This is a genomic window from Streptomyces sp. NPDC052299, assembly GCF_040679335.1.
Classification (GTDB): domain Bacteria; phylum Actinomycetota; class Actinomycetes; order Streptomycetales; family Streptomycetaceae; genus Streptomyces.
Map to the genome: position 1 here is coordinate 242,097 of NZ_JBFAUP010000004.1, position 20,001 is coordinate 262,097.

At 74.2% G+C, this 20,001-nt stretch carries 16 protein-coding genes; 10 read left to right on the forward strand and 6 right to left on the reverse strand.

Going from position 1 to position 20,001, the window contains the following annotated elements:
* Positions 1-12: 12 nt before the first annotated feature.
* The 3 genes from AB0L33_RS08915 to AB0L33_RS08925 form a co-directional block, all read right to left on the reverse strand.
* Positions 13-948, reverse strand: coding sequence for a hypothetical protein (locus AB0L33_RS08915; RefSeq protein WP_365679086.1), 936 nt, complete (start codon positions 946-948; stop codon positions 13-15).
* A 158-nt stretch (positions 949-1,106) separates the two neighbouring features.
* Complete coding sequence (locus AB0L33_RS08920; RefSeq protein ID WP_365679088.1) at positions 1,107-4,277, reverse strand: molecular chaperone Hsp90; 3,171 nt, start codon at positions 4,275-4,277, stop codon at positions 1,107-1,109.
* A gap of 153 nt (positions 4,278-4,430) precedes the next feature.
* The gene (locus AB0L33_RS08925) at positions 4,431-5,354 is read right to left on the reverse strand and encodes a DUF3027 domain-containing protein (protein ID WP_365679090.1); all 924 of its coding nucleotides are present in this window, start codon (positions 5,352-5,354) and stop codon (positions 4,431-4,433) included.
* 412 nt (positions 5,355-5,766) lie between these two features.
* Here AB0L33_RS08925 and AB0L33_RS08930 point away from each other — a divergent pair, with 412 nt between their 5' ends.
* Genes AB0L33_RS08930 through AB0L33_RS08945 form a run of 4 tightly spaced genes read left to right on the forward strand, consistent with a single transcriptional unit; the run spans position 5,767 to position 9,230 of the window.
* A complete protein-coding gene (locus AB0L33_RS08930; protein WP_365679091.1) occupies positions 5,767-7,176 on the forward strand; it encodes an MFS transporter in 1,410 nt (469 codons plus the stop codon).
* A 27-nt stretch (positions 7,177-7,203) separates the two neighbouring features.
* A complete protein-coding gene (locus AB0L33_RS08935; protein WP_365679093.1) occupies positions 7,204-7,686 on the forward strand; it encodes a DUF2771 domain-containing protein in 483 nt (160 codons plus the stop codon).
* Position 7,687: 1 nt separating this feature from the next.
* Complete coding sequence (locus tag AB0L33_RS08940; RefSeq protein WP_365679095.1) at positions 7,688-8,392, forward strand: futalosine hydrolase; 705 nt, start codon at positions 7,688-7,690, stop codon at positions 8,390-8,392.
* A complete protein-coding gene (locus AB0L33_RS08945) occupies positions 8,367-9,230 on the forward strand; it encodes a 1,4-dihydroxy-6-naphthoate synthase (protein ID WP_365679097.1) in 864 nt (287 codons plus the stop codon). The genes AB0L33_RS08940 and AB0L33_RS08945 overlap by 26 nt, the downstream gene beginning before the upstream one ends.
* 52 nt (positions 9,231-9,282) lie before the next feature.
* On the opposite strand, the gene AB0L33_RS08950 is transcribed toward AB0L33_RS08945, so the two are convergent.
* The gene (locus AB0L33_RS08950; RefSeq protein ID WP_365679099.1) at positions 9,283-9,666 is read right to left on the reverse strand and encodes a cold-shock protein; all 384 of its coding nucleotides are present in this window, start codon (positions 9,664-9,666) and stop codon (positions 9,283-9,285) included.
* Between the two features lie 201 nt (positions 9,667-9,867).
* Here AB0L33_RS08950 and AB0L33_RS08955 point away from each other — a divergent pair, with 201 nt between their 5' ends.
* The 5 genes from AB0L33_RS08955 to AB0L33_RS08975 all read left to right on the forward strand — a co-directional run bounded on the left by AB0L33_RS08955 (position 9,868) and on the right by AB0L33_RS08975 (position 15,266).
* A complete protein-coding gene (locus AB0L33_RS08955) occupies positions 9,868-10,092 on the forward strand; it encodes a hypothetical protein (RefSeq protein WP_365679101.1) in 225 nt (74 codons plus the stop codon).
* 95 nt (positions 10,093-10,187) lie between these two features.
* Positions 10,188-10,586: a DUF6507 family protein gene (locus AB0L33_RS08960; protein WP_365679103.1), complete on the forward strand. Its 399-nt coding sequence runs from the start codon at positions 10,188-10,190 to the stop codon at positions 10,584-10,586.
* A gap of 5 nt (positions 10,587-10,591) precedes the next feature.
* On the forward strand, positions 10,592-12,784 hold the full coding sequence (locus tag AB0L33_RS08965; protein ID WP_365679105.1) for a hypothetical protein: 2,193 nt from the start codon (positions 10,592-10,594) through the stop codon (positions 12,782-12,784).
* Between the two features lie 188 nt (positions 12,785-12,972).
* A complete protein-coding gene (locus tag AB0L33_RS08970; protein WP_365679107.1) occupies positions 12,973-13,800 on the forward strand; it encodes a hypothetical protein in 828 nt (275 codons plus the stop codon).
* Between the two features lie 35 nt (positions 13,801-13,835).
* Positions 13,836-15,266, forward strand: coding sequence for a DUF6177 family protein (locus AB0L33_RS08975; protein ID WP_365679108.1), 1,431 nt, complete (start codon positions 13,836-13,838; stop codon positions 15,264-15,266).
* Positions 15,267-15,435: 169 nt separating this feature from the next.
* On the opposite strand, the gene AB0L33_RS08980 is transcribed toward AB0L33_RS08975, so the two are convergent.
* Together AB0L33_RS08980 and AB0L33_RS08985 are read right to left on the reverse strand one after the other, a co-directional pair.
* Positions 15,436-16,050 carry an HAD family hydrolase gene (locus AB0L33_RS08980; protein ID WP_365679110.1) on the reverse strand — a complete coding sequence of 205 codons (615 nt, stop codon included), beginning with the start codon at positions 16,048-16,050 and terminating at the stop codon, positions 15,436-15,438.
* A 68-nt stretch (positions 16,051-16,118) separates the two neighbouring features.
* Positions 16,119-17,339, reverse strand: a complete 1,221-nt coding sequence (locus AB0L33_RS08985) for a hypothetical protein (protein ID WP_365679112.1) — start codon at positions 17,337-17,339, stop codon at positions 16,119-16,121.
* An 85-nt stretch (positions 17,340-17,424) separates the two neighbouring features.
* Between AB0L33_RS08985 and AB0L33_RS08990 the strand changes: the two genes are divergently transcribed.
* On the forward strand, positions 17,425-19,869 hold the full coding sequence (locus AB0L33_RS08990; protein WP_365679114.1) for a helicase-associated domain-containing protein: 2,445 nt from the start codon (positions 17,425-17,427) through the stop codon (positions 19,867-19,869).
* Positions 19,870-20,001: the final 132 nt, after the last annotated feature.

Genomic DNA, 20,001 nt, shown 5'->3' on the forward strand with positions numbered 1-20,001 from the left:
GCCCGGGACGGGCTACTTCACGTCGACGTAGTCACCCGTGGCGGTGGCCGCCGGGGTGGTGGACGTTCCCGCGAAGCTGTAGCGCCAGTAGCCGTCGACCGTGGCCTTCACGGTCGTCTTCGCGTCGCCCTTGTTGTTCGTCCTGACGGTCTTCACCGTGGTGTAGGTGCTGCTGCCCTTCTTGCGGAACTGCAGCTTCACCGGCTGGTTGGTGTAGCCGTGGTACTTGAAGTCGTCCCAGTTGGCCCGGGACAGCCAGCCGGTGACGGTGATGGTCTTGCCCTTCTTGACCGGCTCCGGGGAGGCGTTGACCGTCTGCTTCGACGCGCGCTGCACGAGGGTGGTGCCCAGGTTGTCCTGGACGACGAAGCCGATCTCGTCCGGGTCGACCGTGTCCGGGTCCTGGCCATTGAGCGCGACCGCGTAGCCCACGGCCTTCCACTTCGTGGCGTCGGCGTTGCCGAACAGATCGAACTCGGGGTAGACCGCGATGTTCCCCTTGCAGGTGGCGACCGTGGCGGACACCTTCTTGCAGACGGGGGTGTCGTCGCCGTAGAACTCGTTGGCCGGGTTGTCGAACGAGCCGCGGTAGAGCCCGACCTCCAGCATGAAGTCCTCGGCGAAGATGTCCACGTCGGCGGCGTGCGTGACGGTGAAGCTGGTCGGGACCCGCTTGGTGTACGTGGTCCCCACCACCAGCGGCTTGCCGCCGTTGATCGTGAACTTGGAGAAGGTGAGGTCGAGCGGGCCCGGCTCGGCCGCGGCCGCGGCGGAGCGGGCGCCGGTCTTGGCGCCGGAGGGCGCGGCGGCGGACTGCGCCGCGCGCGCCAGCTCGGCGGTGCTGCCGGTCGAACCGTGCGCGCCGTCGGCCTGGGCGGCCGACGGAAGGGCGAGAGCGGAAAGGGCCAGGGCGCCGCTGACAGCGGCCACGGTGGCACGTATGCGCATGTTCGTTCCCCAAGGTGGAGAAGGGGCCCGGCACGATGGTCGATCGCGCGGGCCCGGTCGTCTGTGGAGCCTGGTGGCTCGACAGACGAGACGGTCCCCACCTGTGAACGGTTGTGCGCGTCCTGAGACTTTTTTGTGAAGGCGCCCTTCCGGGCCGCTCAGTCGAACCAGCGGTCCCGGGCCAGCTCCCGCGTACGGGACGGGTCTTCGAGCAGCGCCGCCACCTCGAAGCGGCGCGGCCACTGGCCGGCGGCCCAGGCCAGGCCCGCCGCGACGCCCTCCAGGGTCGAGGCGTGCACCACCCCGTCCGGGGTGCGCCGCCAGTCGAGTTCCACGCCGCCCGCGCGGAGTTCGACGTGCTCGAGGTACGTGGCCGGGGTGGCGGGCCCCAGCAGGACGCGGACGGACTCGGGCACCTCGTGCTCCTCGCCGTCGCTCGTGACCTCGGCCTCGACGCTCTCGCCGAGCCGCCGCACCTGGAACAGCTCGGCCAGCTCCGCCGCGTGCGCCGGGGCGACGGGCAGCAGCGGCAGCCCCCCGGTGAGCGGCAGCAGGTCCGGCGCGTCCGCGATCACCGCGTCCGCCGCGTCCACCACCCGCACCTCGCCGTCCACGACCGCCCGCAGCTCGTCCGGCAGCGTGACCTGTTCCGGGTCGAGCGCGGACAACGCGGTGTACAGCGCGTGCAGTTGTACGGCGGTGACCGGGCGGTCCCCGTCGGCGAGGCGGCCCAGGAGCTCGGCGGCCCCGCCCGGCTCGTCCAGGAGCGCGGCGACCGAGGTCCGTACGCCCAGGGCGCGCAGCACCTCGGCGTCCTCGAAGCCGGTCGCGTCGGCGGAGTCGTACAGCCCCGCGAGCAGGGGGTCCCCGCCGTGGGTGCGCAGGCCCGCCGGGCGGCGGCCGTCCAGCACCGGGTGGCCGCGCAGCCACCACGCGGTGTACGGGCGGACGGACTCCGTGGTGCCGTCCGGGAGCAGCACCCGGACCGGCTGGGTGAGCGCGTCCCGCAGCGGCGGCCGGGCGAGCATCGCGAGGGCCTGCGGCCAGGCGTCGTCGTCCACCAGGTCCAGGTCCCGCACGGCGACCAGCTCGGTGGCGACCGGCGGCACCGGACTGTCCGGCAACTGGTCGAGGATGTCCTCGCACCACACGTCCACCGCGTCGAGCAGCCCGGCGTCGTCCGGCTCCGCGAAGTCGCTGTCGCGCGGCTCCAGTTCGTCCGGGTCCAGCACGACGTCGGTGGCCCGTACGAGCGCGAAGGTGGCGAGCACGCCGCAGGCGGTCAGCGGCTGTTCGCCCCAGCGCTCGGCCAGCTCCGCGTCGCACAGCGCGAGTTCGCCCTCGCGCATGACCCCGGCGAACGGGCTGTCCGGCAGCACCAGCTCCCCGGCCGGGGCGAGTTCGCCGTCCTCGTCGGGCAGCGCGAGCGCGCCGAGCCAGGGCTCCTCGCCCGGTTCCAGGGCGGCGTCGCGGACCAGGGCGAGCACGGTCTCGGCCAGCTCGTCGCCGTCGAGCGCGTCCTCGTCCCAGACCTCGCCCGCGTCCAGCGACCCGGCGACGGCGGCCCGCACCTGCGGGGTCGTCAGCACGGCGCGCGGGGTGGCGGGCAGGGCGCCCAGCTTCTCCAGGAGCGGGTGCGCGGCGTCCGGGTGCGCGACCTTGAGCCCGAGCCGTTCGAGGACGGGGCCGGACAGGGCGTCGGGGAGCGGGAGGAGGACCTGGCGGGGGCCGATGGTCGTGCGGGGAAGCGCGGGCGCCCCGGGATCGCCGCCCGCCAGGGGCACCGGGAGCCCCGTCAGGCGGTCCGGGTCCACCCCGGCCAGGCTGTCGTAGAGCCGCCGCCACCAGGCCGGTTCGCGCTCCAGGCCCGCCAGGCGGTCGATCGCCTCGGTCAGCGGGACGCGGGCGACGCCCAGCGTGCGCAGCTCGACGCGCCGTTCGAGGCCCGCGGGCAGCAGGCACGGCAGCACCTCCGCCAGCACGGCGACCGTCGCCGCACCGGCCCCCTCCACCACCTCGGCCTCGACGGGGCGCAGCCCAGCGGTGTCCTTGTCCTTCCGGAGGTCCCCGTCCCAGTCCTCCCAGCGCTCCGGTTCGCGCGGGGCGGCGGGCTCCAGGAACGCCACGCGCGGCAGCCGCTCCAGGACCGCCGCGCGCAGCGCCCCGTCCAGCGCGCCCTGCCCGAGCGGGCCCGGGACCAGGCCGATCGTCGCGACGGACACCGGCTCCCAGTCGCCGAGCAGCTCCGCGTACGCGTCGGCGGCGCGCTGCACCAGGAAGTCGGTGAGCGGTCCGGGGGCGGGGTGCCTGCGGGTGGTGTCCAGCGGCAGCGACGCGATGAGCAGCGCGGGCAGGCCGAGCGGTTCGTCGGTGGGCGTGGGCGCGTGCACCACCGGTGCGGTACGGGGGTGGACCGGGGCGCCGTCCGCGTCCACCGGGACGGCCCAGGTCACCGACCAGTGCGGGCGGAGACGTTCCTCCAGCGGGCGGTCGGCGAGCAGGGCGGGCTCGATGGGGCCGTGGTGGACGGCGGTGCGCCAGCGGTTCGTCCCGTGCGCGGAGTCCTCGACGTGGGTGTACGGGCCGTGCTGGGAGCGGCGGAGCGTGCGTACGCCCTCCGGGGTCTCCACGACGACCTCTTCCAGGCCGGCCAGCGTGAGGAGCAGGGCGTCGTCAACGGCGGCCAGCAGCCGTTCGACCAGGTCCTCGGCGACGCCGTCGCGCAGCGGCAGCACGACGACGGTGTCGTAGCCGTCGGGTGCGGTGCCCTCGGCGGGCAGCGGGAGGCGCAGCAGCGGTACGTGGCCGTCGCGGCGGCGCAGCTCGTCGCCCAGGCCGGGGCTGCCGACGGCGGCCTCCCGGGCCAGTTCGCGGGCCTCCGCGAGGGACCAGCGGACGCCGCCGTGCCGGCCCGTGATCGCCGGCTCGTCGCTCACCGCGAGCACGGCGGCGAACCCGACGCCGAAGCGGCCCACGGCGCCCTCGTGCCCCTCGCGCTTCGCGGACGCGCGCAGCGTGGACAGCGACTCGACGCCGGTGGCGTCCAGGGGGGCGCCGGTGTTCGCGGCGGCGAGGACGGCGGGGGTGCCGTCCGTCCCCGGGTGCAGGGTGAGGCGCAGGCGGCCCGGTGTCCCGGCGCGGGCGGCGGCGTCGGCGGCGTTCTGGGCCAGCTCGACCACGAGGCGGTCGCGGTAGCCGCCGAGCGCGAGGTCCTCCTCGGCGTTGGCGTCCTCCCGGAACCGGGCGGGCCCGGCACCCCAGGCGGCCAGCACGCCGCGCCGCAACCGCGCGGTGCCGAACGGATCGCCCTCCGTCGCGATGGTGCCCATGGGGTACTCCCTCTGCCGGTGCCGGTAACGCGTACCCCGCGAAGCTACCGGGTACTGCCCGGGCCCTCCGACTCACCGCCCCTGAAGGACGGCACCGGCCGTCTCGAGCCCGTCCGGCGATTGAGGACGGAACCGGTTCGCCGGGCCCCGGGGCTACGCGTGGTCCTGGTCTTCCGGGCCCCCGGAGGCGGACGCCTCACCGTGCAACGGATACTCGTCCACCCGCACCGTGTCCAACGCATGAGCCGCCGCCGCAGGCGGCTTCGGCATGACCGCCGCCTCCGAGTGCCCCCCGCACCCGTACGACAGCGACACCACATGCCCGTCCGCCGGACCGAACTCGTTCGCGCACACCCCGAACGCCTGCCGCAGCGAGCCCGTCAGGGGAACCAGGAACGCGCAGGACACGCACGACGCCGGTGCGGCCTGTGCCATCGGGGTCTTCGGGCCGAACTCCTCTTCCCAGCGGTCCGCCGCCGAGTGCAGCCCGTAACGCGACAGCACCCGCGCCCGCCGCATGCCCAGCTCTTGCGCCACCGCCGCGATCGACCCGCGCGCCGTCGCGGCGGACGGCTCCGGGCGTGTCGTCAGCTCCGCGTCCTCGACGTCGACCAGGTCGGCCAGCCCGTCGGTGGCCGGGGCGTTCGGCGGCGGCTCCTCCGCGCCGGTGTACCCGGGCTCCAGCCGCAGGTCGTCCGCCTCGGTCGGCAGCAGGTCCCCGGGGCCCATGTCCCCCGGCCGCAGCCGCTCGCTCCACGGCACCCACTCCGGCGCGAGCAGCGCGTCCGAGCCCGGCAGCAGCACGGTCTCGTCCAGCGTGACGTTCTTCGCGCGGGAGGCCCGGGCGACCGTCACGGCCCAGCGCCAGCCCCGGTAGCCGGGGTCCTTGCACTCGAAGTAGTGCGTGACGACCCGGTCCCCCTCGGAGACCACCGCCACATGCTCACCCACGACCCCGGGCGCGGCCGCCTCCTCCGCCGCCGCGCGGGCGAGGTCTACCGCCTCGGCGCACAGACGGTCGGGAGCGGGGGTACGGGCGGTACGGGCCGTACGGCCTCGCGTCGTCGCAGCACTCACAGGTCTCGCTTCTCTCCTACGCCAGTCTCACGAGCGCGCCAGCACATCGACCATCGATTTCGGCCATACGGTCGCGGACGGAGCGGACCTGAGGGCCGCGTCGACGTCCACACCCGTTGAGCCAAGCTCGGGCACGCCTTCCGCAATCCATTCTGCGGGATCGCCGAGAGGCGCGCGGCCGAGAACAACCGCCGGTGGCGCGCTACGCACGCTACCCTCTCCGCCGCTCCCCGCCCACCTGCCGTCCGAAACGGCGCCGCATCCGTCCTCGCGCCGACCCCGCGCAAGGCCCGCCGGAACCCCCCGCTCACGACCCGTTCCGCGCCTCCGGCACTGACCCGACGGAGCGGTACCGACCCCGCCCGGCCAGGATGCCGGTTCGCATCACCCGGTCCTGGGGCACTATGACCAAGTGGCTTCAGCCAGGTCGCACGACGGTCCCGGCCCGCTCCGCAGTGCGGGACGGTCGATCGGTCGTGCCCTGCGCGTCCCCTTCACCGGCACCGCCCGCGGCATCCGCAAGGCGACCCACGCGCACGGCGCCGGCGAGAGCGGCCTCGGCAAGCTGATCGAACTGCACGCGGTGAACGGCGCGGGCGACGTGATGATCACCGTCGCGCTCGCGTCCACCGTGTTCTTCTCCGTACCGACCGACCAGGCGCGCGGCCGGGTCGCGCTCTACCTCGCGGTGACGATGGCACCGTTCATCCTGCTGGCCCCCGTCATCGGCCCGCTCCTGGACCACCTGCCGCACGGCCGCCGGGCCGCGATGGCCGGATCGATGCTGGCGCGGGCGGTGCTGGCGCTGACCATGTCCGGCGCGGTCGCCACCGGCGACCTGGAGCTGTACCCGGCGGCGCTCGGCGTACTGGTCTGCTCGAAGGCGTACGGGGTGGTGCGCAGCGCCGTCGTACCGCGTCTGCTGCCACCGAACTTCTCGCTGGTGAAGGCCAACTCACGGGTGACCCTCGCCGGGCTGCTGGCCACCGGGGCCGCCGCGCCCGTCGGGGCCGGGCTGCAGACGATCGGCCCGCAGTGGCCGCTGTACGGCGCGTGCGCGATCTTCGTCGGCGGCGGCATCCTGGCGTTCACGCTGCCGCCCAAGGTGGACTCGGCGAAGGGCGAACGCCGGGCGCGGCTCGTACCGCCGCACGGCGAGAACGCGCCACGACCGCCCGCCCCGAAGACCGGAGCCAGGAACGGGGCCAAGGGCCGCGAGCGGCGCCCCGGGCTGCGGTCGGTCGGCCCGTCCGTGCTGCACGGCCTCCAGGCCAACGCGGCGCACCGCGCGCTCTCCGGGTTCCTGATCTTCTTCCTGGCGTTCCTGCTGCGCGAGCACCCGCTCGCCGGACAGAGCGCCGCGATCTCGCTGGGCATCGTCGGCGTGGCGGCGGGCGTGGGCAACGCGCTGGGCACGGCGGTCGGCTCCTGGCTGCGGGCGCGCGGCCCGGAGATCATCGTCGCCTCGGTGCTGGGCCTGGCGCTGGGCGTGGCGGTCCTGGCGGCCGTCTTCTTCTCGACGGTCATGGTCGCCGCGCTCGCCGCGACGGCGGGCCTCACGCAGGCGCTGTCGAAGCTGTCGCTGGACGCGATGATCCAGCGGGACGTGCCGGAGGAGGTGCGGACCTCCGCGTTCGCCCGCTCCGAGACGCTGCTCCAGATGGCCTGGGTGGTGGGCGGCGCGATCGGCATCGCCCTCCCCCTCAACGGCGTACTGGGCATGGCCGTCGCCGCCGGGCTGCTGGCGCTCGGTGCTTCCGCCTCCGTACGGGGGCTGCTGGGCGCCGCGCGGCGCGGCTCGCCGCACCCCCGCGTGGCGTGAGCGGGAGCGACCGATAGCCTTCGGCCCATGACCGTTGCGTTCTTCTCCGGTAAGGGCCGTCGAATCGGCGTCGCTCTTGGTGCCGTGTCCGCGGGACTTCTCGTCCTCTCCGCCTGCGACAAGCCGACGCCGCTCGCCACCGTGACGGTCGGCGACAACTCGGTGAGCTCCGAGGCCGCCTGCTACAACGACGGCAAGGCGCTCAAGAACTCCGAGGCCCAGAAGTGCCTCAACAAGGAGGCGGAGAAGAGCATCAAGGTCTCGATGACCGACACGGTGCACTTCGGCGTCGACCCGGAGATCGCGGACAACGGCTGGACCCTCTTCCTCGACGGTCAGCGCGGCGAGCCGGAGCCCTCCAAGAAGACCTACCGGTCCATCAACGGCAGCGCCTTCTTCTCCACCCAGACCGAGGGGGCCGCGCCGAAGAACTCCCAGGTCAGCATCGTGGAGACCAAGGGCGCGAAGGTCATCGGCATCTGGCACTTCAAGCTGGAGAAGACCGACTGACGTGGCCGTACTCGTCGTGACCGCGGTCCCGGTGGAACGGGACGCGGTCACCCGTGCGTACGGGGACGAGCCCGAGGTGCACCGAGTGCACGGCGCGGAGATCCACCGCGCCGGCCCGCTGGACGTGCTCGCGGCCGGCGTGGGCCCGGCCGCGTCGGCGGCGTCGACGGCGTTCGCCCTGGCGGCGCACCCCTACGACCTGGTCGTATCGGCGGGTATCGGCGGCGGCTTCGCCCCGGCGGCACCGGTCGGCTCGCTGGCCGTGTCCCGCCGCATCGGCGCGGCGGACCTGGGCGCCGAGACGCCGGACGGCTTCGTTCCGGTGACCGGCCTCGGCTTCGGCCGGACCTGGCACTTCCCGCCCCGCTCCCTCGTCCGCGCCGCCGCCGAGGCGACCGGGGCGGCGGCCGGCGACATCCTCACCGTCTCCACCGTCACCGGCACGGCGGACCGCACCGCCGCCCTGCTGGCCGCCCACCCGCACGCGGTCGCCGAGGCCATGGAGGGCTTCGGGGTCGCGGAGGCGGCGGACCTGGCCGGCGTACCGGTCCTGGAGATCAGGGCCGTGTCGAACACCGTCGGCCCGCGCGACCGCGACGCCTGGCGCATCGGCGACGCGCTGACCGCGCTGACCGAGGCGTTCGGGAAGCTCATACCCGTACTGGAAGGCTGGACCCGCCATGACCGAGACGCATCCGCAGGCTGACGCGCTGCGCATCGCCTTCTCGCCCTGCCCGAACGACACGTTCGTCTTCGACGCCTGGGCGCACGGCAGGGTCCCCGGCGCACCGGCTCTGGACGTCACGTTCGCGGACATCGACCTCACCAACGGCATGGCCGAGCGCGGCGAGCTGGACGTGCTCAAGGTGTCGTACGCGGTGCTGCCCTGGGTCCTGGAGGAGTACGCGCTGCTGCCCTGCGGCGGCGCGCTGGGCCGCGGCTGCGGCCCGCTCGTCCTCACCCGCGAGGCGGGCACGGACCTGACCGGGAAGACGGTCGCCGTACCGAGCGAGCGCTCGACCGCCTATCTCCTGTTCCGGCTCTGGGCCGCCGAGGTGGTGCCGGGCGGGGTGGGCGAGATCGTCGTCATGCCCTTCGACGAGATCATGCCCGCCGTCCGGGACGGCAAGGTGGACGCCGGCCTCGTCATCCACGAGGCGCGCTTCACGTACCAGAACTACGGCCTGCACAACCTGGCCGACATGGGCCGGCACTGGGAGGACACCACCGGCCTGCCGATCCCGCTCGGCGCGATCATCGCCAGGCGCTCGCTGGGCACGGACACGCTGAAGCTGCTCGCCGAGTCCGTGCGCACCTCGGTCCGCATGGCCTGGGACGACCCCGAGGCGTCCCGCCCGTACGTGACGGCCCACGCCCAGGAGATGGACCCGTCCGTCGCGGACCAGCACATCGGCCTGTACGTGAACGAGTTCACCGCGGACCTGGGCGAGGACGGCTACGCCGCGATCCGCGGCCTGCTGACCCGCGCGGCGGCCGAGGGCCTGGTCCCGGCACTGGCGCCGGACGCGCTGTCGTTCGTCTGACGCAGAGGTGGGCGCCCCCGGCCCGGGGCGCCCACCTCGCGCTGCGTCGCGGCTACACGTCGAGCTGGTCCGCGACCGCTCTCAGCAGACCGGCGATCTTGGTGCCCGCCGCCTTGTCGGGGTAGCGGCCGCGCTCCAGCATCGGCGTGATGTTCTCCAGGACGGTCGTCAGGTCCTGGACGATCGACGCCAGCTCGTCCGGCTTGCGGCGCTGGGCGGCCGCGACGGACGGGGTCGGATCGAGGATCGTCACGGAAAGCGCCTGGTCACCGCGCTGTCCGGCGACCACGCCGAATTCGACGCGCTGACCGGGCTTGAGAGCGTCGACCCCGGCCGGGAGCACGGACGAGTGCACGAAGACGTCGCTGCCGTCGTCGCGGGAGAGGAAGCCGAAGCCCTTCTCACTGTTGAACCACTTGACCTTGCCAGTCGGCAAAGCACGCACCCCATCTCAACCCGTATGCCGGAACGAATGCCCTCAGCAGGTCAGGCCGTCCTGTGGTCGTGCTCCCCTGCTGGCTGAAGCCTCCACAGGGGAAGTACCCCTCGTCAAGCCTGGTCATCCGGACTGTGTCCGGAAACGGCACCTGCTTCACCCGGACACGGTTTCACCGCGTCCGGGAACTACCCTGACGGGGTGAGTACCTCATCTTCCGGCGCGGGCGACCGGCTGGTCCGGATCGGCGCGATCGTCTTCCTCATCGGCGCCCTCTCCACCGTCGCCACCATGGCCCCGCTCTTCCTCGGCACCCATCCGCTGCCGTCCATCGCCTGGTCCCTCTGCATGCTGATGGGCGTCGGCTTCCTGATCGCCGCGGCGGGCGTGATCCGCTCGGCACGGGCGGGGTCGCGGGAGCGGTAGCCGCGTCGGCCGGTCTTTGGCCAGAAATGCGTTGCACTTGCAACGACCCCCTTGGTAGAGATGGAGCTCCTTGCAGCGCCGTACCGGGGGGCGACATGACGGGATGGGATATTGATCCGGGCGGGGTGGAGTCGATCCTGTCCCTGGTCGGACTTGCCGCAAAAGACCTGAGCAAAGACGTCAGGGGCTACGGCAGAAGCGTCGAGGACGCCGCGTTGTCAGCGGGGACGATCAGCGGGCCCTACTGCGGTGAGGCGCCGTCGGGTCCGGTGGGGGCCGCCGTCGTCAACTTCGTGTCCGACACGCAGCACAAGATCACGTTCATGGCGGCCCGGGCCAGGAAGTCGATGGACGGCACGGTCAAGGCGACCACCGAGTACATCGAGGGCGACCTCGCCATGGCGGCCCGGGCCCAGCGCGAGGCGGCCAAGGCCCCCACTCCCGCGGAGCTCAGGGCGGCCGGCAAGCCGTCCGGCGAGCGGGACGGGAAGTAGCCGCCGTGATCCAGCCCGGCGGCATCCCGCAGTACACCGGCGACTTCGCCCAACTGGAGAAGGCCGCGTCCGGTTTACGGACGCACGCCATCGGCATCCGTACCAGCGGAAAGGACGTCCATTCCCGCTTCCAGGCGACGGCCGGTTACTACAAGGCGCCCGAGGCCGACCGGCTGTTCTCCTCCACCCAGCCGGTGATGGACACGGCGGAGGAGTTCGCGACGGACATCGAGTCGCTCGCCGACGCCCTGGTCACGTTCATCCACGAGGCGAAGCCGCACGCGGACCGGCTCAAGCAGCTGAAGCACGACGCGATCGACTTCGTTCACGGCGTCGAGGGCGACGACGACTGGACCGAGGACCAGAAGAAGCTCGACGAGCACCAGGCCCTGATGGACGACGTGGCCAAGGCGCAGGACGGCTTCCACGAGGCCGAACGCAAGGCCGCGAACGCGATCGAGGCGATCAGCCCGGCCATGTCCAGGCCGCGCTGGACCGCCGACGACGGCTCCCACGGACCCCGTGCGTACGGCCCGTCCGAGGACCTGCTCGCGGGGATGGAGAACCTGCCGTGGGGCAGCCCCGAGGAGCGCACCTACGAGCGCTGGAGCCTGGGTTGGTGGGGCCACGGGGCCAAGAGCTGGGCCTGGGACGGCCTTGCCAAGGACAGCATCTGGGGCGGCATCGACGGCCTCGGCACGCTGGCGGGCTTCCACGGGGAGAAGGCCCGCAACGAGGCGTGGGACGGCTTACGCCGGACAGCCGTCGGCGGGTACGCGTACGGCATGGACGCCCTGGGCCAGGGCGAGCATCTGTCGGACTGGCAGCGGGAGAGCGAGGCGTACGCGAAGGAGTTCGCCAAGCAACTCGTCGCCTACGACGTCACGCCGGAGGACCCGGCCCGCGGCCACGCCATCGTCACGTTCAACCTGCTCACCCTCTTCGCGGGCCCGCTGGGAGTCGCCGCCAAGCTCGGCAAGGGCGGATCGTTCGCGAAGGCGGCGGGCACGGCGGCCCGGATCGGCGACGCCCTGGACCCGCTCGGCGGCGCGTTCAAGGCGGCCAAGGCCCTGTCGGACCTGCCCAAGGTCTCCCGCCTACTCGCCAACGTGAGCGACCACCTCCGCATCCCGGCGTCGAGGTTCCCCGAGGGTGTCCTCGACCTCGACCACCGCTACCGCATCGACAAGGACGGCACCTTCGTCCCCCTCGACCGGGAGGGCAACCCCCACCTGGAACCGGCGAGGCACGAGCCTCCGGCCGGCGGAGTGAGGGGGGCCGAACAGCAGCCGGTCGGCGTCGGAGCACGGGCAGAGGCCCCAGCGGCACACGCGCACGACAATGCGGCCCCGCATCCCACCGGGGAAGGAAGTCATGGCGCCCACCGCGACGACGTGGTGCACGGACCTGACGACGCGCCCCACGGCGAGGTGGCGAGCGGCGATACCGGCCACGGCCACGGTTCCGACGGCGGCTCGGGGGACTCCGGCGGGAGCGCCTCCGGCCCGTCCCACGGTCCCGCCCCCGGGAGCGGGCCCCTCGTACGCGGCAGCGAGACGGAACAGCGTGTCCGGGACGCGGTGCAGAACGTCCCCGGAAAGAAACGCCCCAAGCCGAATGTGCTGGAACGGGTTCTGGAGCGACTGGCTACGGAAGCGGACGGGCAGCGGGTCGCCGACATCATCGCTTCGGGCAGGTTCAATCAGGCGGACGAGTACGGCCAGGTCGTCTCTGCTCTGGGAGCGAACAAGGCGCACATGTTCCAGCCGTCCGCCGACCAGCTGATCTTCGCGAACGAGCTGGTGGAGCGCGGTGTTCCGGCACACACCATCGACTTCGAGCAGAAGGTCCCGGCCGGCGCCGACGTGGACATCCGCATCAGGGACGAATCCGGCGACGTGTACGCGTACCAGATGAAGCACCTCAACGATCCGCAGGACCCCGTCAGCGAGATCGCACGCGGCAAGTACCTGCTGCAGTTGGCCATCGCCGAGGCCGACCACTCGGTGATGCTCGTGGACGGAGGCCGGGGAACCGTACGGGACTGGATGACCAACGGCTCCTACGATGAGCTCCTGGCCATCCACAGCGGGGCGCGGGGTCGAAAGGGAACGGGCATCACGTTCGTCGTGCGACTGGAGGACGGAAATCTCGTGATTCCGCCGGGCAGCCGCGCCGACCCGAAGGGAATCCTGTGATCACCTCGACTCCTGTCGGCGAGTGGGTGTGGGAACTCTCCCCCACGAGCGGTGCCGAATTCTCTGCCCGCAGTGCCGCTCGGACCGCGGCGGGGGTGTGGGACCGGCTGGCGGACCGGGGCCTCGCCGCAGCCGGAGGGACGGCAGGTCTGCGGGTCTGCGACCGTCAGAACCCGCGGGACGTCCGAATGGAACTGCGCGGGCTGAGTCTCGGAGCGCCGCCGTGGGCGCCGGCCTCGCCCGTGATCCGGGCGGTGGAACGGGCGGACGCGCTCGAAGGGGACCTGGCCGTCGTCCTGCGCGTCGAGTGCCCCGGCACATGGCTGGAGCCGGGGGGCACATTTCGCGCCGAGAGGCTCTTCGCCGTCCAGGTGGAGGTGTGGGGCGGCACGCTGCTGGTCGCGACGCTGGAGACCTATTCCGACGCCTGGCTGACGATGGACACCCGCGGCAGGGAGCAACCCGAGGTGTACGCGATGAACGCCCCCCGGCTCGCCGCCGCCCTCGACGGCATCTCGGCGCTGCTGGGCGTTCCGCCCGAACCGGGTGAGGAGAACCGGTATGCGGCACCGAGCACCAGCGGATTCAGGGACCTGCGGAGCGAAGGCCCCGCTTACGAGGATGCCTGGGGGACCTTCGAGACGCTCGACCGCACCCGGCTGCTCGATTCCCGCCTGCCGGAGTCCGACGACGACTACGAGCAGATCACCGACGGTCCGGTCCGGTACCTCACGGTTCGGCGGGACGGCCGGACCCTGGGCTTCGTCTGGGCTGCCGCAGACGATTCAGCCGCCGGATACGTGCCCCGCACCGCGGCCGGTGCCGAGGCGTTCGACGCCGGGACGGTGTGGCTGACGGTCCTCAGGGAAGCCCGTCGCAGCGGGCTCACCCCTCTCGCGGCGCTGCATGGACCGGTCCGACGCCCGGCACGGCCGGAAGCCGGTGTCATCGCCCAGCAAACTCCGGAAGAGGCACCGTCCCTGGACGCCCTGGAGGAACTGTCCGGCCGGTACTGACCGCATCGCGCGCCATCCTCACGAGACGGAGCCGCATGACCCAGGACGTCATCGCCCTCACCCCCCGGATGCCCGACACCGAGACGCTGCTGGCCGGGTTGCACGCGGGCGGCCCCGATCTGCGGGTGGGCGAGGCCGGGAACGGGGCCGTTGCGAGACTGTGTTCGGACTCCGGGCAGACGCTGGTTTCCCTCGAAGCACCCCGCTTCCTCCAAGTGCCCGGCGAGGTGGCGAGGTTGCTCGGCGAGGGCGTCTGGGACGAATCGCCCGTGTGGTGGACCGAGGCGCGGGCATCCAGTGCGGCTGCGGAGGCCGCTCGGCTCGCGGGGTCCGTCGCGGGGCGGCTGGCAGCGGTGCTCGGGGGCGCGGTCTGGCCGCCCTGGGCCGGGCACACCGACGTGGTGCCCGGCCTCGCGGGGCTCAGCGGTGACACGGCTCCCCCCGGCGTCGACGTGCTCACCGCGAGGGCGGCCGTCGTCATCCAGGGGCGCCCTGTCGTGGCCGCGACCACGTGGCTGGCCGACGTCGCCCGTAGCGCCGTTCGCACCGGGCGCGAGCTGCAGCTCGTCACTCCGCCCGGCACCCGGCTCACGTTCCCCGTACACGCCCTGCTCGACGGGCTGCCGTCGCGCTGGGTCGTCCGGGACCGGGAGTGCGGCTACTACGACGGCCTCTCCGGAGCCGTGCTCGACTGGCACGACGGGTGCTTCGCCCCGGCCATCGCCGATGACGGCTCGCCCCGTATCGCGGATGCGTTCAAAAGGCCGGCCGAGGCCGAGGGGGAGCGGCAGCTGATCGTCTCGCTCCGCACGATTCATCCGGCCGATGACCGCCTCACCCTCGGCGGCGCACTGGAGCTGGCATGGCGCACGCTCACGGGGGCGCCGCCCGCCGGATGGTCCACCGCCGAGCCGGTCAACGTCCCGTGGTCGCCACGCCAGTTGACCGAGCTGGCCCGCGGGCGTGCCCAGCGGTCCTTGCCGACCTGGGTGGTCGCCGTGGGCGGTTCCGACCGGCCCTCGATCGCCACCGTGCGGGTGTCGCATACCGCTGTCGGCGTCGAGGAACGCGCCACGATCGTGCTCGGCTACGGTCCGGGGGACGACGTGCCGCTGGGCCTTCTCACGGAGCTGGCGGCGTCCCTGTGCGCAGGGCACGGCCTCGCCACCATGGTCACCCAACTGCGTTCCGCCCGCGCCGACCTGACCACTCCGCCCCGGCACCAGCCGTCCGCGGCACCCGTCTCCTTCACGCTGGGGCCCGATGCCGTCACCGGCCTCGGCCTCGACGGCAGGAGCCTCACCGAGACCGTGCCGGTGCGCATCGGGCCTGCCGCCGGGCCCGGCCTGCACTACGCGCTGGGTGACGGCGACGCCCCGTCCGGCCGGGAACGGCTGCGGGACATCCGCGTACGCCTGGGACGCATCGCCCGGAGCGCCGAAACGGGCCCCGCCCAACGTTTTTGACGGTGCGTCGAGGTGGCTCTTCGCTGCCGTGGGCAGGACCTCCCCCTGTTCGGAAGGCCGCTCATGCCCCCACCTCTTGTCCGTCATCCGGGCGGTCGTACGGGGAACCGGTCGAGCCCGGCGAACGCGCCAGGGCGTTCCGGGAGCTGTTCGGGGCCAGCGGCCCGCGTTAGCGTGCGTACCCGTCGAGCCAGGCGGGGAGTTCGGTGAGGGAGGCGAGGACGGTGGCCGCTCCGGCCGTGCGCAGTTCCTCGGCGTCGCAGGGGCCCGTCGCGACGCCCACCGGGACGGCGTTCGCGGCCTGGGCGCCGCGGACGTCGCCGATGTGGTCGCCGACGTAGACCGTGGCGCCGTGCTCCTTCAGGGCGACCGCCTTCCGCTCGGCCCAGAGGTCGCCCACGATGACGTCGGGCTCGATGCCGAGGTGGGCCAGGTGCAGCTTGGCGTTCGGCTCGTACTTGGCGGTGACGACCATCGTGCGGCCGCCGCGCTCCCGTATCGCCTCGATCGCCTCCCGGGCGCCGGGCAGGGCGAGGGTCGGCTCGATGGCGTACGCGGGATACATGGCCCGGTAACGGTTCGCCACGGCGGGGACGTCGGCGGCGGGGAACCAGTTCGCGAGCTCGTCCTCCAGCGGGGGGCCGAGGCGGCTCACCACCAGGTCGGTGTCGATCGGGGTGCCCGTCTCGGCGACGAGGGCGTCGTAGACGGCCTTGATGCCGGGGCGGGAGTCGATGAGGGTCATGTCCAGGTCGAAGCCGACCGTGAGGGGTGCGGGGCTCATACACCCATTGTGCCGGGCCGGCCTCCGGCCGGGGGGTGGGGTTGCAGGCCCGGCCGGACGCCGTCCTCCTACCGTCGCCTCGCCCGCCACACCAGGAACAGGGCCGACGCCACCGCCGCCGTGCGGACTGTGACCGGCCATACGTCGCCCAGCGCGTCCTTCATGCCGTGTTCCGGGATCGGGGCGCCCCAGCGGCCGTCCATGCGGCCCCAGAGCCAGACCAGGGCGGCCGCCGCAACCGCGCCGGGCAGGCCCATCGCGGCCCACTTCGCCTCCGCTCGGGACAGCTTGCGGGAGCCGTAGGCGAGCAGCCAGCCGCCCGCGAGGGCCAGCAGGGAGCCCATCACGGCGCCCACCACGAGGAGCGCCGCCGCCAGCAGCAGCACGGGGTGGCCGAAGCCCCGGCGGGGGGCCGCCTCCGGGGCCGCCGGGGCCGGGCGGGCGCGGCGGAGGCGGCGGCGGACCTTCTTCGGCGGGGCCTCCGGCTCCTCCGCCTCCTCCGGCGCCTCGTCCTCCGCTTCCTCCTCCGGCTCCTCCTCCTCGGCCTCCGGCGGCCGCAGCAGCGCCGGGATCTCCACGCCGCCCCGGAACCCCGGCACCTCCGTACCCGGGCCGAACTCCCCGAAGGCACCGGGCCCGGTCTCACCGAACGGCCCGGGTTCGTCCCGCCACCACTCGCCGTCACCGGCGTCCGCCCCGAGCTCGTCCATGCCCGCCCGGTGCGGGGCGGAGGCGTCGGAGGTGTCCGGGACCGTCCGGTCCGGCGCCGAAGCGTCGGCGGCCCGGTCCGCCCGGCGCTGGGCGAAGGGACCCTTGCCCGTGCGGCGCGGCCCCGGGGCGCCCTCGCCCGCCCCGCGCGGGACGGCGGCGTCCGGGTCGGCTCCGCGCCACGCCGAGGCGTCCTCGCGCGTGCCGCCCGGCGCGGCGTCCGGGCCCGGCGGGCGCGGACCGGCCGCGTCCGCGTCGGACGACGCGGCCTCCGCCCCCCGCCGCCCGCCGCCGCGAAGACTCGCGCGGCGGGGTTCGGGGATTTCCGGGGGCTCCGGGGGCTCGGACGCCCCCGCCCTCGCCGCTGCCGCCACCAGTTCGTCCGGGGTGCCGAGCGTGCTGATGATGCGGCGCACCTGGCCGGGGGTGTGGGCCCGCTGCGCCTCGCGGCGGCGGTCGATCTCCGTACGGAGCTCCGTGACGAGGCGCATTCGCGCGCCCGACGGCAACTGTTGCTGCTGGGCCAGGTCGCCGACCCGGCTCAGGTAGTCGTAGACGAGCTGGTCGCTCTCGATCCCCACGCGTCGCTTCCCCTCGGTTCCCCGCCACCGGCCTGCACCGACGGTAGCGCCCTCAGGGCTGTCCGGAGCGGCTACCGTGGGGCGGATGGGGACGACCACACCACCGCGGACGCTCGCCGAGGCGCTGCGCGCCCGGGACGACGAGTCACTGGCCGGGCTGCTGCGGGCGCGGCCCGATCTCCTCTCCCCCGTGCCGGGCGACATCACGCAGCTCGCCACGCGCGCGGGCACCCGCGCGTCCGTCGTACGCGCCCTGGAACGCCTGGACCGGTTCGCCCTCCAGGCCGCCGAGGCGCTCGCGGTGGCGCCCGACCCGGCACCGTACGGGACGCTGCTCGGGCTGCTGACCGGTGACGGGCAGGACGACGGCGAGCAGCGCGACGACGTGGGCGCCGCGATCGTGGCGGCGCTGCCCGGCGCGCTCGGGACCCTGCGCGAGCAGGCGCTCGTGTGGGGCGACGACGACCGGCTCCGGCTCGTCCGCACGGCGCGGGAGCTGCTGTCGCCGTCGCCGCAGCACCCCTCCCCCACCGGCCTCGGGCCGACCGTCGCCGAGGCCACCGCGGGCATGTCGCCCGGCAGGCTCCAGGAGATCCTGGCCGCCGCCGGGCTGCCCGCCACGCACGACCCGGTGTCCGCGGTGGCGGCCCTGACCGGGCTGTTCACCGACCGGGCCCGGATGGGCGCCCTGCTGGACACCGCGCCCATGGAGGCCCTGGCCGTCCTGGACCGGCTCGTGTGGGGGCCGCCGTACGGAGAGGTCACGCCGAATCCCGCGCCGCCGGTGACGTGGCTGCGGGACCGGGGGCTGCTGCTGCCCGTCTCGACCCGGACCGTCGTGCTGCCCCGCGAGGCGGCGCTGCATCTGCGGGCCGGGCGCGCCCACCGGACACCGGAGCCCCGGCCCCCGGCCGTGACCGCCGTCGCCGAACGCGATCCACAGGCTGTGGACAGCGCGGCGGCCGGGCAGGCGTTCCTGGCGGTGTCCACCGTCGAGGAGCTGCTGAAGCACTGGAACGGCGGCGGCCCGGCCGTCCTGCGCGCGGGCGGGCTCAGCGTCCGGGAGCTGCGGAAGACGGCCGCCGCGCTGGACGTCCCGGAACCGGCCGCCGCGTTCTGGGTGGAACTCGCCTACGCAGCCGGGCTGCTGGCCTCCGACGGCGAGGCGGACGAGCGGTACGCGCCGACCCCGGCGTCCGACGAGTGGCTGGAGCTGCCCGCGCAGGAGCGCTGGGTCTCCCTCGCGACCGCCTGGCTCACCGCCACCCGGACCTCCGGCCTGGTCGGCGGCCAGGACGCGAAGGGGCGGGCGCTGTCCGCGCTCGGGCCCGACCTGGACCGTTCCGCCGCGCCGGAGGTGCGCCACCGGGTCCTCGCCCTGCTCGACGCGCTGCCGCCCGGCACCGCGCCCGACCCCGAGTCCGTGCTCGCCCGGCTCCGCTGGGAGCGGCCGCTGCGCGGGGCCGCCGCCACCGAGGGGACCACGGACCTGCGGTCCCGGATCGCCCTGTGGACGCTGAACGAGTCGGAGCTCCTGGGCATCACCGGGCGCGGCGCGCTCGCCGCCCAGACCCGCGCCCTGCTCACCGAGGGGCCCGCGAAGGCGGCCGGGATGCTCGCCCCGCTGCTGCCGGAGCCCCTGGACCACGTCCTGCTCCAGGCCGACCTGACGGCCGTCGCGCCCGGTCCGCTGGAACGCCCGCTGGCCGACATGCTCGGCACGCTCGCGGACGTCGAGTCCAAGGGCGGTGCGACGGTGTACCGCTTCACGCCCGGGTCCGTGCGCCGGGCCCTCGACGCCGGACAGACCGCCGCCGACCTGCACGCCTTCCTCGCCACGCACAGCCGTACGCCGGTGCCGCAGCCGCTGAGCTATCTCATCGACGACGTGGCCCGCCGCCACGGGCACCTCCGGATCGGCGCCGCGTCCTCGTACGTACGGTGCGACGACGAGGCCGTGCTCGGCGAGATCCTGGCCGACAAGCGGTCCGCCGCGCTGCGGCTGCGCCGGATCGCGCCGACGGTGCTGGCGGCGCGGGCCGACCCGGCGTCCCTGCTCGACGGGCTGCGCGAGATGGGCTACGCCCCCGCCGCGGAGTCCGCCGACGGCGACGTCCTGATCACCCGGGCCGGGGCCCACCGCACCCCGCCCCGCTCCGCGCCCGCCCCCGTCCCCGAGGGCCCGCCCGTGCCGGACACCACGCTGCTCGGCGCGGCGGTCCGGGCGATCCGGGCCGGGGACGACGCGGCGACGGTCGTCCACGCCCAGAAGGACACCGCCCCCGCGACCCCGCCGGGCGCGCTCCCCCGCACCACCGCCGCGGAGACCCTGGTCACCGTCCAGGCCGCCGCGATGACGGGTTCCGCGGTGTGGATCGGCTACGTGAACGCGGACGGCGCGGCCAGCCAGCGCGTGATCGCCCCGGTCCGCGTGGAGGGCGGCTACGTCACGGCGTACGACCACACGGCGGACGAGATCCGCACGTATCCCCTCCACCGGATCACGGGCGTGGCCGAGCTGGCGGAGTGACCCGCGCGGAACCCAGCCCGTCCGGCGCTTGAGGACGGAACCGGTGCCCCGGACCGGGACAACCGCGCAAGGCCCCAGTCCCGACCGGGCCAACGACACACCGCCCACCGATGCGGCACACTGGAGGTTTCC